8 protein-coding genes are annotated in these 13285 nt (G+C 69.2%); all 8 read left to right on the top strand.

Features of this window, described 5'->3' with window-relative positions; all coding sequences use genetic code 11:
• Window positions 1–83 precede the first annotated feature (83 nt).
• The 8 genes from AC3A35_RS18385 (at window position 84) to gltB (ending at window position 13231) form a co-directional block, all read left to right on the top strand.
• Complete coding sequence (locus AC3A35_RS18385; RefSeq protein ID WP_487437639.1) at window positions 84–1493, top strand: TonB-dependent receptor; 1410 nt, start codon at window positions 84–86, stop codon at window positions 1491–1493.
• Between the two features lie 272 nt (window positions 1494–1765).
• The gene (locus AC3A35_RS18380; protein WP_487437638.1) at window positions 1766–2284 is read left to right on the top strand and encodes a DUF1269 domain-containing protein; all 519 of its coding nucleotides are present in this window, start codon (window positions 1766–1768) and stop codon (window positions 2282–2284) included.
• A gap of 274 nt (window positions 2285–2558) precedes the next feature.
• Complete coding sequence (locus tag AC3A35_RS18375; protein ID WP_487437637.1) at window positions 2559–3686, top strand: c-type cytochrome; 1128 nt, start codon at window positions 2559–2561, stop codon at window positions 3684–3686.
• A gap of 28 nt (window positions 3687–3714) precedes the next feature.
• Window positions 3715–5469 carry a cytochrome c oxidase subunit I gene (gene ctaD / locus AC3A35_RS18370; protein WP_487437636.1) on the top strand — a complete coding sequence of 585 codons (1755 nt, stop codon included), beginning with the start codon at window positions 3715–3717 and terminating at the stop codon, window positions 5467–5469.
• Entirely contained in the window at window positions 5466–6134 is a 669-nt protein-coding gene (locus AC3A35_RS18365) for a cytochrome c oxidase subunit 3 (protein ID WP_487437635.1), read from the top strand. The genes ctaD and AC3A35_RS18365 overlap by 4 nt, the downstream gene beginning before the upstream one ends.
• Before the next feature lie 18 nt (window positions 6135–6152).
• Window positions 6153–6836, top strand: a complete 684-nt coding sequence (locus AC3A35_RS18360; protein ID WP_487437634.1) for a heme-copper oxidase subunit III family protein — start codon at window positions 6153–6155, stop codon at window positions 6834–6836.
• A 9-nt stretch (window positions 6837–6845) separates the two neighbouring features.
• A complete protein-coding gene (locus AC3A35_RS18355; protein ID WP_487437633.1) occupies window positions 6846–7172 on the top strand; it encodes a cytochrome C oxidase subunit IV family protein in 327 nt (108 codons plus the stop codon).
• A gap of 83 nt (window positions 7173–7255) precedes the next feature.
• Window positions 7256–13231, top strand: coding sequence for a glutamate synthase large subunit (gene gltB / locus AC3A35_RS18350; RefSeq protein WP_487437712.1), 5976 nt, complete (start codon window positions 7256–7258; stop codon window positions 13229–13231).
• Window positions 13232–13285: the final 54 nt, after the last annotated feature.

The following is a 13285-nucleotide window of genomic DNA, read 5'->3' as shown; positions in this document are numbered from 1 at the left end:
GCCTGCCACCGGGCGCCGCAGCGCGCCCTGGAACGCCACTCGTCCGGCCACCGCGCCGCCCTGCCCCCCACGGAGCCGATCCGATGCGCAAACGCGACAACAGCCTGACCACCGACCACAAAGCCCTCGCCATCAACCTCGACAAGTTCAAGTACGGCTCGATCGTCGAGATCGGCGCCGGACAGGAGGTGGCGCGCCGTTTCTTCCACGTCGGCGCCGCCGCCGGCACCGTTGCCAAGACCATGTCGGCCTACGACATGGCGGTCAGCGACGACATCTATGGCCACGTCGACCGCTACGTCAGCCGCGCGCGCTTGATGCAGATGCTGGAGAAGGAGTTCACCCAGGTGGTCGACCGCCTCGCCCACGTGCGCCCGAAGAACACCACCTTCTTCGCCTACGCGGCCACGGTGACCGCACGCAGCTTCAAGCAGAAGAACGAGTGCCATGGCTGGATCGGCATCCGCCTGCAACTGCATCCGGGGGCGGCACCGAGCGACGTGATCATGCATGTGCGCATGCTCGACAACGACAACGCAATGCAGTCGGAGGCGCTCGGCATCCTCGGCGTCAACCTGATCCACGGCGCCTTCTTCCACCACGATCAGCCGGAGTGGGTGGTCGAGGGCCTGGCCGACGGGCTCGGTCCGGAGCGCATCGAAGTGGACCTGATCCACTTCTCCGGGCCCTATTTCGAGGAGGTCGAGAACCGGCTGTTGAACCTTCACCTGATCCGCAGCTGGCTCACCCGGGCGGTGATCTTCAACCCCGCGGGCGAGGTGGTGGTGCCGGGCGAGTTGCTCTACCGCAAGCCGATGCTGGTGATCCGCGGCAGCTTCAAGCCGGTCACCTGCGTCAACATCGACATGATGCTGGGCGGCCAGAAGCAGTTCAGCCAGGTGTCGGCGGTGGACGAGGCCGAGGTCCTGTCGCTCGCCGAGATCACGATGAACTCGCTGGTCAGCGGCGACAACATCGACGGCGCCGACTTCCTCGCCCGCATCGATCTGCTCGCCTCGCAGGGCTATACCGTGATGATCTCGGACTACGTCCGCTTCTTCCGCCTGCGCGCCTACCTGCGCCGCTACACGCAGAAGCCGATCGGCATCGTACTCAGCGTGCGTGACCTGCAGGCACTGTTCGACGAGAAATACTACGAGGGCCTGGAAGGCGGCATCCTCGAAGCCTTCGGCAAGCTGTTCCCGGACAACACCCACGTCTACGTCTATCCCTCGCGCCGTCACGGCGAGGTGGACATGGTCACGCTCGACAACGTCGCCGTCCCCGGCCACCTGCGCCACTTGCTCGCCCACCTGCGCGAGAACGGCAAGCTGGTTGCGATCGAACCGCAGGACGAGAGCCATCTCGGCATCGATTCGGCCGAGACCCTCGCCGGCCTGCGCCGCGGACATGGCCCGTGGGAGAAGGACGTGCCGGAGGGTGTGGCCCGGCGCATCGTCGACGGGCGGCTGCTGGGTTACGACTCGGAGTGATGCCGACCCGGTGCGTGCGGGGCCAATGCGGGAAGCACAGGAGCGGCGCCGCGCATGCCGGAAACCTTGACCACGGACCGCGGTCATAAGCTTGCGCAGTCGAAGGCGGGCCCGTTGGTCCGGTCAACGCCTGCACCCACAGTCGGCCGTGTGCGGCTCGGTTGTTTCCCGGCGCCTTCGGGCGCGCATACGGGATGGATCCGTCGAGCGCTTGCCCCAACAGCCTCGACGAGTCATCAAGGCCGCCGCCCTCGCCCGCAAAGGAGATGACCATGAGAGGGTTGAAGCGGCTGTATTTCCTGTTACCCGACGTCGAGACGGCGCGCAAGATCGTCGACGAAATGCTTCTCGCCCATGTCCCGTACGAGCACATGCACGTGCTGGCCCGGGCCGGGACTGAACTCGAGGAGCTTCCCGAAGCAGGCCTGGCACAGAAGACCGACCTCGTTCCCGCGCTCGAACGCGGCATGGCGGTCGGCGGCACCACCGGCGTGCTCGCCGGGCTGCTGGCGATCGCCTTTCCGCCGGCAGGTATGGTCGTGGCCGGTGGCGCGATCCTGTTCGGCGCACTCGGCGGAGCCGGATTCGGGGCCTGGGTTTCGGCGATGATCGGCGTGAGCTTGCCCAACTCGCGCCTGGCGCGGTTCGAGGAGGCGATCGAAAACGGCATGATCCTGATGATGATCGATGTTCCCAAGGCTCAGGTCGAGGACTTCCAGGACAGGATCCGGGGCCACCACCCCGAGGCCGAGATCGAAGGCACCGAGCCCACCATTCCCTCGTTTCCGTAACCTGATCGGTGCGCCGGTCGCAAGGGTACGGGTTCGCCCGCGCCCTTGCGGGAAGCCGATCCGGGAACTACCTTTCATTCAGAGGGGGTTTTGCGTGTAGCGCTGCACCGCGCATCCGGTGCGGCGAACGAGCGCGTCACCCGCGACCGGCAGGTTCACAACGGCCCGATGGCGCGCCTTGCGGTGGCCCGCGGTGGCGCGGGGGCCGACCATCACCAGCACAGCACTCGGCGCCGCCATCGGCGCCCTGGGGAGAACGGTCGCGGAGTCGCGTATGACGCTCGCAGTCGCATTGATCCTCATCGTGGTCGCGGCCATCCTGTTCCACTTCCTGAGTCCGTGGTGGTTCACGCCACTGGCTTCGAACTGGACCCTGCTCGACGACACCATGCTGATCACCCTGGTGATCACCGGCGTGCTCTTCGTCGTGGTCAACCTGTTCATCGCCTGGATGCTCGTCCGCTACCGCCATCGCGAGGGGCGACGTGCCGTGTTCGACCCCGAGAACCGCAAGCTCGAAGGCTGGCTCACCACCGGCACTTCGCTGGGCATCGTCGCGATGCTCGCCCCCGGCCTGTACGTGTACTCCGACATGATCTCGCCGCCGGCGGACGCGATGACGGTCGAAGTGCTCGGCCAGCAATGGCAGTGGCGTTTTCGCTTCCCCGGCGAAGACGGCCGGCTGGGACGCACCGACACCCGCTTCATGAGCCTCACCGAACCTTTCGGGCTCGATCCCGACGATCCCGACGGCGCCGACGATGTGCTGGTCGACGATGGCGAACTCCATCTTCCGCGGGACAAGCCGGTCCTCGTCCTGCTGCGTTCGCGCGACGTCCTGCACAACTTCTACGTGCCCCAGTTCCGGACCAAGATGGACCTGGTGCCGGGCCTGGTGTCCCGGCTCTGGTTCACCCCTACCGAGGCCGGGCGCTTCGAGATCCTGTGCGCCGAGCTGTGCGGCGTGGGCCACTACAACATGCGCGGCCTGGTGGTGGTCGAGGACGAAGCCGCCTTCCGCACCTGGCTGGCGGCACGCCCGACCTTTGCCCGGAGGCTCGCGGCGGGCACCGGGGACGGCACCGCCGCGCCCGCCATCCATGGTCGTGCGCTGGCCCAGGCCCGCGGTTGTCTCGCCTGCCACAGCACCGACGGCAGCCGCAGCGTCGGCCCGACCTGGATGGGGCTGTTCGGCAAGCTCGAAACGCTCGCCGACGGCAGCCGCGTGCGCGTGGACGCGGCCTATCTAGAACAGGCGATCCGCGAGCCCAACGCGACCATCGTCCAGGGCTATCCCGCGATCATGCCGCCGGCGCAAGTCGACGAGCGCGAAACCGCGGCGCTGGTCGCCTACATCGAGTCGCTCGCCACGCCGCCCACGGTGCAGGGCGAGGCGAAATAGCCCGCGTCGAGACCCCGAGGATGCCGCAATGACTGCCGCCGAATCCGCAATCCACCACGAACCCCCCAGCTTCTGGACCCGCTACGTGTGGAGCCAGGATCATAAGGTGATCGCGATCCAGTACACCCTCACCGCGATCGCGGTGGGCCTGGTGGGTTTGGTGCTGTCCAACCTGATGCGGCTCCAGCTCGGCTTCCCCGGCGCGTTCGAGTTCATCGACCCGGTGCGCTACTACCAGTTCGTCACCATGCACGGCATGATCATGGTGATCTACCTGCTCACCGCGCTCTTCCTCGGCGGCTTCGGCAACTACCTGATCCCGTTGATGGTGGGTGCCCGCGACATGGTGTTCCCCTACCTCAACATGCTGTCGTTCTGGGTCTACCTGCTCGCGGTGGTGGTGCTGCTGGCCAGCTTCTTCGTCCCCGGCGGGCCCACCGGTGCAGGGTGGACGCTGTATCCGCCACAGGCCATCCTGCCCGGCACCCCCGGCACCGACTGGGGCATCGTGCTGATGCTCGGCTCGCTGGTGATCTTCATCGTCGCCGCCACCATGGGTGGCCTCAACTACGTCACCACCGTGCTCCAGGCGCGCACCCGCGGCATGACCCTGATGCGCATGCCGCTTACCGTATGGGGCATCTTCACCGCCAGCGTGCTGGCGCTGCTCGCCTTCCCGGCGCTGCTGGTCAGCGGGGTCATGATGCTGTTCGACAAACTGCTCGGCACCAGCTTCTTCATGCCCGCCATCGTGTCGATGGGGCAGACCCTCGAGCACGGCGGCGGCAGCCCGGTGCTGTTCCAGCACCTGTTCTGGTTCTTCGGCCATCCCGAGGTGTATATCGTCGCCCTGCCCGCGTTCGGCATCGTCTCCGACCTGATCAGCACCCATGCCCGCAAGAACATCTTCGGCTACCGCATGATGGTATGGGCGATCGTGGCGATCGGCGCGCTGTCCTTCGTGGTGTGGGCTCATCACATGTACGTCAGCGGCATGAACCCCTACTTCGGCTACTTCTTCGCCACCACCACGCTGATCATCGCGGTGCCGACCGCGATCAAGGTCTACAACTGGGTGCTGACCCTGTGGCGCGGCGACATCCATCTGACCGTGCCGATGCTGTTTGCGATCGGCTTCATCAGCACCTTCGTCATCGGCGGGCTGACCGGGCTCTTCCTCGGCAACGTGAGCGTGGACATCCCGCTCTCCGACACCTATTTCGTCGTCGCCCACTTCCACATGGTGATGGGGGTGTCGCCCATCCTCGCGATCTTCGGCGGGCTCTACCACTGGTACCCCAAGGTCACCGGGCGGATGCTCGACGAGACCCTGGGCAAGCTCCATTTCTGGGTCACCTTTCTAGGGACCTACGCGATCTTCTTCCCGATGCACTACCTCGGCTTCCTCGGCATGCCGCGCCGCTACTACGCCTACGAAGGCTACGAGTTCATCCCTGCCTCGGCGCAGGAGCTCAACGCCTTCATCACCGTGGCCGCGCTCACCGTCGCTGTTGCCCAGTTGGTCTTCCTGTGGAACCTGGGGTGGAGCGCTGTCCGCGGCAAACCGGCAGGCGCCAATCCATGGGGCGCCACCAGCCTCGAATGGCAGACCCCGGACACCCCGCCGCGCCATGGCAACTGGGGGGCCAGCGTGCCCGTGGTGTATCGCTGGGCCTACGACTACAGCGTCCCCGGGGCCGCGCGCGACTTCATCCCGCAAAACGTGCCGCGGGACGGCGGCGACGCAGTGGCCGACCAGTCCGCATGGGAGGGTCACGCATGAGCTTCCTCGATGCCCTCACCGCCAAACCCTGGCTGCCCGAACCCCCGCCGCCCGCCACCGGCCCCGTCACCGCGCCCGCGCGGGTCGCCCTGCGGGTGCTGCTGGCGGTCATCGGGGTGCTGTTCGGCCTGTTCCTGCTCGCCTTCCTGATCCGTGCGCAACTGCCCGACTGGCAGGCCCTTGCCGGCGCGCCCGGGCGCCCGCTCGCCAGTCTCGCGCCGCTGTGGTTCAACACCGCGCTGCTGCTGGCCGCCAGCATCGCGCTGCAGGCGGCCACCATGGCCGCGCGGCGCAACAGGGCGGAACGCCTTCGCCTCGCGCTCGCCTGCGGCGCGCTGTTCACGCTTGCCTTTCTGTTCGGCCAGGGCTGGCTGTGGCTGCGCTTCATCGACGGCGGCCACTTCGTCGCCAGCAACCCGGCGGCGAGCTTCTTCTACCTGCTCACCGGGGTACACGGGCTGCACCTTGCCGGCGGCCTGGTCGCCTGGGGGCGTGTGTTCGCACGCGCCGCGGACGGCGCCGCAGCGCAGCGCCTGAGCCTGGAGGTGACCCTGTGCGCGCGCTACTGGCACTTCCTGTTCGCGGTGTGGCTGGTGCTGTTCGCCCTGCTCACGAGCCCGCCCCAGACCCTGCGCGTGCTCGCCGAGATCTGCGGCATACGCTGACACCCCGGGAGAACCGTCATGAGCTCGATCGCACAACCGACTTCAGCGCCGCCCCCGGGCGGCTGGCGCAGCGTGGTCGCCGACTGGTCCGACGACAGCCGGGTGTTCCAGGTGCCGTGGGGCAAGGCGATGATGTGGATCTTCCTGCTCTCGGACACCTTCGTCTTCAGCTGCTTCCTGACCGGCTACATGACGGTGCGCATCTCCACCACCGTGCCGTGGCCGAGCCCGAGCGAGGTGTTTGCGCTCACCATCGGCGGCCAGTCGATCCCGCTGGTGCTGATCGCGATCATGACCTTCATCCTGATCACCAGCAGCGGCACCATGGCGATGGCGGTGAACTACGCCTACCGCCGCAACCGCGTGCGCGCCGCCGCACTGATGCTGGCCACCGCCATGCTGGGCGCGGCCTTCGTCGGCATGCAGGCATTCGAATGGACCAAGCTGATCGGCGAAGGCGTGCGCCCGTGGGGCAACCCGATGGGGGCGGCGCAGTTCGGCGCCAGTTTCTTCATGATCACCGGCTTTCACGGCCTGCACGTCAGCGCCGGGGTGATCTACCTGCTGGTGGTCGCCGCACGCTTGCTGGGGGGGCGCTACGAGGCCGGCGGCAACTACCAGATCGTCGAGATCGCCGGTCTGTACTGGCACTTCGTGGATCTGGTGTGGGTATTCATCTTTGCGCTGTTCTACCTGTGGTGAGGGGCCGCCATGGAACACACCTCCGGGCAACAACATCCGATCGGCCTCTACCTCAAGGTGTGGGGCCTGCTGTTCGTGCTGTCGACGTTCTCCTACCTGGTCGATTACTTCGAGCTCGAGGGCGGGCTGCGCTGGTTCCTGATCCTGGCCTTCATGTTTCTCAAGGCCGGCCTCATCGTCGCCGTGTTCATGCATCTGCGCTGGGAGCGGCTGGCCCTGATCTACGCGATCCTGCTGCCGCCGCTGTGCCTGCTGGCACTGGTCGGGCTGATGGCGATCGAGGGCGACTACGTATTCCTGATGCGCGACCTTTTCTTCAGCGCGCCGCCACCGTGAGCGGCGTCCCGCCCGAGGCACATCGCATCCGCCGCGATCAGCACCTATACTCAACCGAGCAGGTTTGAGCATCAGGAGGCGCCATCCTCAAGACCCACGCCAGTTGTGGAGTCGGTGCCCTCGTTGACTTTTCCGGCTGCGCCACGCACGCCCTGGTCGCGGATGGCCTGCACGTCCTTGCCAACCTCGATCACCGCGGCGCCCGCGGCGCGGAGGAGGAGACCGGCGACGGCACCGGGCTCCTGTTGCAGACGCCGCATGCGCTGTTCGCCGACGAGGTCGACGGCCTGCCGGCGGCGGGCTCCTATGGCGTCGGCCAGGCCTTCCTGCCGCGCGACGTGCAGCGCCGCGACCGCGTGCGCCAACTGGTCGAGTCGGTCAGCCGCGCGCGCGGCTTCGGCCTTGTCGGCTGGCGCGAGGTGCCGGTCGATCCGGGCGGGCTCGGGCGTACCGCGGCCGAGTCGCGGCCGACGGTATGGCAGTGTTTCGTCGTCCCGCTCCAGCGGCTCGCCCCGGAGGCACTGGATGTCGGTCTCTACGTGCTGCGCCGCGCGATCGAGCGGGCAGCCGAGGCGCAGCACCTGGGCGGCGCCGGGTGCGAGCTCTTCTACCTGTGTTCGCTCGACCGCCGCACCGTGGTCTACAAGGGGCTGCTCACCTGCGCGCAGCTGCCACGCTTCTATCCCGACCTGAACGACCCCCGCACCGCTTCGGCGCTGGTGCTGCTGCATGCGCGTTTCTCGACCAACACCCTGGGCGCGTGGGAGCTGGCCCATCCCTACCGTCACCTGGTGCATAACGGCGAGATCAACACTCTGCGCGGCAACCTCAACTGGCTGCGCGCCCAGGAGGCGGACATGGCCTCGGAACGGCTGGGCACCGAGCTCGCGACGGTCCTGCCGGTGACCACCGAGGGGCTCAGCGACAGTGCGGTGTTCGACAACGTGCTCGAACTGCTGATGATCGCCGGACGCAGCCTGCCGCATGCGCTGCGCATGATGATTCCCGAGGCCTGGCACCACGACCGCTTCATGGACCCGGCGCGACGCGACTTCTACGCCTGGCATGCGGCGCTGATGGAGCCGTGGGACGGGCCGGCGCTGGTGGTGGCGACCGACGGTGCGCGCGTCGCCGCGATCCTCGACCGCAATGGGCTGCGGCCGTGCCGCTACTGCCTGACCCGCGGCGGGCGCCTGGTCCTCGCCAGCGAAACCGGCGTGCTCGAGATTCCGGCCCACGACATCGTCGAGCAGGGTCGGCTCAGACCGGGCCAGCTGCTGGTGGCCGACGTCGAACAGCGTCGCCTGGTGCCGGAGGCGGAAGTGTTCGCCGAACTCACCCGCCCGCCCCATGGGGCGTGGCTACATACGCACCAGCTGAGTCTGCACGCGCTAACCGCCGCCGCACCTTCCGTCGCCTCACGCGCCCCCACGGGCTGTGCCGACCTGGTGCGCCTGCAGCGCGCCTTCGGCTACACCGGGGAACTGCTCGACGCGCTGCTGGAGCGGATGGCCGCCGACGGCAAGGATCCGATCGGGGCGATGGGCGACGACACCCCGCCGGCGGTGCTGTCGGCCCGCCCCCGGCCGCTGTTTGCCTATTTCAAGCAGCAGTTTGCCCAGGTGTCCAACCCGCCGCTCGACTACCTGCGCGAGGCCCTGGTGACCTCGCTCGCCGCCCCGGTCGGCCGCCATCGCAACCTGCTCGCGGCCAGCCCCGAACACTGCCGCCAGCTGCTCCTCGATTCGCCGATCCTGTCCGATGCCGACATGGCCGCGCTGGCGACGCTGGAGACGCGCCCGCACAAAGGCCTCCGCGCGCACCGGGTGGACCTTTGCTTCGCCCCCGCGCACGGGCTGCACGAGGCGATCGAGCGCGTCTGCGCCGACTGCGTGGCGGCGATCGCGGCCGGCGGCGAGATCCTGATCCTGAGCGACGCGGCGGTCGGCCCCGAGCGCATCGCGATGCCCAGCCTGCTAGCGGTCGCGGCCGTACACCACCACCTGATCCGCAACGGCCTGCGCATGCGTGCCGCTCTCGTGGTGAGCGCGGGCGAGCCGGCGGCGGTGCATCACGTGTGCACCCTGCTCGGCTACGGTGCCGACGCCATTCATCCGTGGCTCGCCTACCGCAGCATCGAGGCGCTCGCTGCCAAAGGCGGGCCCGCGTGCCCCGCCGATCCGCTCGCGGCCTATCGCGCCGCCCTTGAAGGCGGCATCTTCAAGGTCATGGCCAAGATGGGCATCTCCACCCTGGCGAGCTACAAGGGGGCGCAGATTTTCGAGGCCACCGGCCTCGCCCGCGAATTTGTCGACGCCTATTTCACCGGCACCGCCTGCGCACTGCCCGGCGCCGGCCTGGCCCATTTCGAACGCGAGATGCGCGAACGCCACGCCCTCGCCTGGGGCGAACAGCTGCCGGGCAGCCTGGCTCTCGTGCACGGCGGCGAGCTCTACTGGCGCCGCGACGGCGAGCACCATCACTGGAACCCCCACACCATCGGCAAGCTGCAACAGGCCGCGCGCGAGAACGACCGCCAGGCCTACCGCGACTTCGCCGCCGCGGCGAACGGCGCCGACGGAGCCCTCCACAACCTGCGCGGGCTGCTCGACTTCGTCACCGACCCCGCGCGCGCCATCGCTGTCGATGCGGTCGAGCCGCTCGCCGCCATCCTCGCCCGCTTCGCCACCGGCTCGATGTCCTTCGGCTCGCTCGGCCGCGAAGCGCACGAGGCGCTGGCGGTGGCGATGAACCGCCTCGGCGGCAAATCGGGCACCGGCGAGGGCGGCGAGCAGATCGAGCGCTTCGGCACCGAGCGCGCCTGCAGCATGAAGCAGGTGGCGAGCGGGCGCTTCGGCGTCACCGCGCACTACCTCGCCAGCGCCCGTCAGATCGAGATCAAGATGGCGCAGGGCTCCAAGCCCGGCGAAGGCGGCGAGCTGCCCGGCGGCAAGGTCGACGCGGGGATCGCCGAGGTCCGTTTCACCGTGCCCGGGGTCGGCCTGATCTCGCCCCCGCCGCACCACGACATCTACTCCATCGAAGACCTGGCGCAACTCATCCACGACCTCAAGTGCGCCAACCCGGGCGCGGAGATCCACGTCAAGCTGGTGGCCACGGCAGGCGTCGGCACCATTGCCGCCGGCGTCGCCAAGGCGCGCGCGGATGCAGTCCTGATCTCGGGCGACAGCGGCGGCACCGGCGCCTCGCTGAAGACCTCGATCAAGAGCGCCGGCGGCGCCTGGGAGCTGGGACTCGCCGAAACCCATCGGGTGCTGATGGCGAACCGGCTGCGCTCGCGTATCCGCGTGCGCGCCGACGGCGGCTTCCTGACCGGGCGCGATGTCGTGATCGCCGCCCTGCTCGGTGCCGAGGAGTATGGCTTCGGCACCGCAGCGCTGGTCGCACTGGGCTGCATCATGCTGCGCAAGTGCCACTGCAATACCTGTTCGGTCGGCATCGCCACCCAGGACCCGGCGCTGCGCCAGCGCTTCGCCGGCCTCCCCGAGCATGTCATGAACTACCTCGTGTTCGTCGCCGAGGACGTGCGCGAGCGGATGGCCCGGCTCGGCTTTCGTACCATGGACGAGATGATCGGGCGCGTCGACCGGCTCAAGGCACGTGCGCTCGCCCACCCCAAGGGCCTCGCCATCGACCTGTCGGCGCTGCTCGAACCGGCGACCGGCGACGACATACCACGCAAGCGGCTCGAGCAGGACCACAAGCTCGCCGCCAAGCTCGACCACGGCGTGATTGCGCAGGCCCGTGCCGCACTGGAGCGCGGCGAAGCGGTGACCCAGCATGTGGCGATCCGCAACCGCGACCGCAGCTTCGGTACCCTGCTCAGCTACGAGGTAACCCGCCGCCACGGCGCCGCCGGGCTGCCGCCCGACACCATCCGGCTCTACTGCAGCGGCCACGCCGGGCAGAGCTTCGGCGCCTTCCTGTGCCCGGGGATCAGCCTGCACCTGGTCGGCGACGCCAACGACTATGTCGGCAAGGGCCTGTCCGGCGGCCGGATCGCAGTCGCCGCACCGCTCGACGCCGGCTTCGATGCCGCCCACAGCGTCATCATCGGTAACGTCGCGCTCTACGGCGCCACCGCTGGCGAGGCCTATTTCAACGGTCATGCCGGCGAGCGCTTCGCGGTGCGCAACTCCGGTGCGCAGGCGGTGGTCGAGGGCGTCGGCGAGCACGCCTGCGAATACATGACCGGCGGCGTGGTCGTGATCCTGGGTCCGACCGGCCGCAACTTCGGTGCCGGCATGAGCGGGGGCAGCGCCTACGTGTACGACGGCGCGGGCGATTTCCGCGACCGCCTGAGCGAAGAGGCCTTGCGCCTGAGCACGCTCGAGGACGCGGGCGACATCGCCTTGGTGCGGCGCCTGCTGACCCGGCACGCGACCTGCACCGGCAGCGTCAGGGCGCGCCGCCTGCTCGAGCGCTGGCCGAGCAGCCGCCCCCGCTTCGTCAAGGTGATCCCCGAGGCCTATGCCAGGGTGCTCGAACGGGAGCAGGGCAGCGCGCTCGACGCCGCGCCCCCACCCGTCGCCGTGGCGCCGGCGAGCGAGAACCACCCGGACGGCTACCGCCGCCACCGGCGCATCCCGATCGCCTACCGGCCAGCGCGCGAACGAGTACGCGACTACGCCGAGATCTACGCCCCGTCGTGGGACGCGGCCCAGCTGCGCGCACAGGGCGAGCGCTGCATGGACTGCGGGGTGCCGGCGTGCATGGGCGGCTGCCCGCTCGGCAACCTCATCCCGGAGTGGAACGATCTGGTTGCACGCGCGGACTGGCGCGAGGCGCTGGAGCGTCTGCATGCCACCAACAACTTCCCCGAGTTCACCGGCTACACCTGCCCGGCCCCGTGCGAACCGGCATGCACGCTGGCGATCAGCGCCGAGGCGGTGACCATCAAGAGTATCGAGCGCGCGATCGTGGACCGCGGCTGGGTCGAGGGCTGGATCGTCCCGCAGCCGCCGCGACGGCGCAGCGGACGGCGCGTCGCCGTGGTCGGCTCCGGCCCCGCGGGACTGGCCGCGGCACAGCAGCTCAACCGCGCCGGCCACCGCGTGACCGTGTTCGAGCGCGACGACGCCATCGGCGGACTGCTGGTGTACGGCATTCCCGACTTCAAGCTGGCCAAGCACCGCGTCGCCCGGCGCGTCGCGCAGCTGGTCGCGGAGGGGATCGAGTTCCGCACCGGGGTCGAGATCGGCGTGGCCCTGCCGCTCGAGCGCCTGCGTCGCGACTTCGACGCGGTCTGCCTGGCGCTGGGCGCGCCCACGCCGCGCGACGTGGCGATCGCCGGGCGCGAGCTCGCCGGCATTCACTTCGGCATGGAATTCCTCGTCGCCGAGAACCGCCGCCAGGCCGGGCGCCCGGTGGACGCTCCGATCGATGCCCGCGGGCGACGGGTGGTGGTGCTCGGCGGCGGCGACACCGGCGCCGACTGCATGGCCACCGCCCATCGCCAGGGTGCGGCGCAGGCGATCCAGGTCAGCATCCATGGACGGGCGCCCGAACTGCGCCCGAGCGGCAATCCGTGGCCGGCACATCCGGCCACCTACGAGACCACCTATGCCATCGCCGAAGGCGGCAGTGAAGCCTTTGCGCTGAACTCGGCGGCCTTCGTCGACACCGACGGCGACGGCCACGTCGACGCGATCGACTTCGAGCGCGTGCGCTGGCGCCGTGACGCGGCCGGACGCCGCGTCGTCAAGGAAGTGCTGCAGAGTGGAATCCGCATCGAGGCCGACCTGGTGCTGATCGCCGCCGGCTTCGCCGGTCCCCGGCTCGAGCCCTTCGCCGGCGCCGGGCTGGCCACCACCGCGCACGGCACGCTCGCCGTCGACGCCGCGATGATGACCGCGCTGCCGGGCGTGTTCGTCGCCGGCGACGCAGCTCGCGGCCCCTCGCTGGTGGTGTGGGCGATCGGCGAGGGACGCGACGTCGCCCGCGCGATCGACGCTTATCTGACCGGCGCGAGCAGTCTGCCGGCGAGCCTCGCCACGTCCAATCCGCCGCTGCACCCGCGCGGGCTGCAGGTCCGCTGAGCCGGTCCGAGCCCGGCGGGCCCGATCAGAACGCCGAGCGCCCCGCGACCACGA

This window comes from Azoarcus sp. Soil_N_20 (assembly GCF_057656155.1).
Note: the sequence above shows the minus strand (reverse complement) of the source record. Positions and strands in the feature narration are given on the sequence as shown.

Coding starts and splice junctions, on each gene's coding strand:
- AC3A35_RS18385 (WP_487437639.1), top strand. CDS start 84: ATGCGCAAACGCGACAACAGCCTGACCACCGACCACAAAGCCCTCGCC.
- AC3A35_RS18380 (WP_487437638.1), top strand. CDS start 1,766: ATGAGAGGGTTGAAGCGGCTGTATTTCCTGTTACCCGACGTCGAGACG.
- AC3A35_RS18375 (WP_487437637.1), top strand. CDS start 2,559: ATGACGCTCGCAGTCGCATTGATCCTCATCGTGGTCGCGGCCATCCTG.
- ctaD (WP_487437636.1), top strand. CDS start 3,715: ATGACTGCCGCCGAATCCGCAATCCACCACGAACCCCCCAGCTTCTGG.
- AC3A35_RS18365 (WP_487437635.1), top strand. CDS start 5,466: ATGAGCTTCCTCGATGCCCTCACCGCCAAACCCTGGCTGCCCGAACCC.
- AC3A35_RS18360 (WP_487437634.1), top strand. CDS start 6,153: ATGAGCTCGATCGCACAACCGACTTCAGCGCCGCCCCCGGGCGGCTGG.
- AC3A35_RS18355 (WP_487437633.1), top strand. CDS start 6,846: ATGGAACACACCTCCGGGCAACAACATCCGATCGGCCTCTACCTCAAG.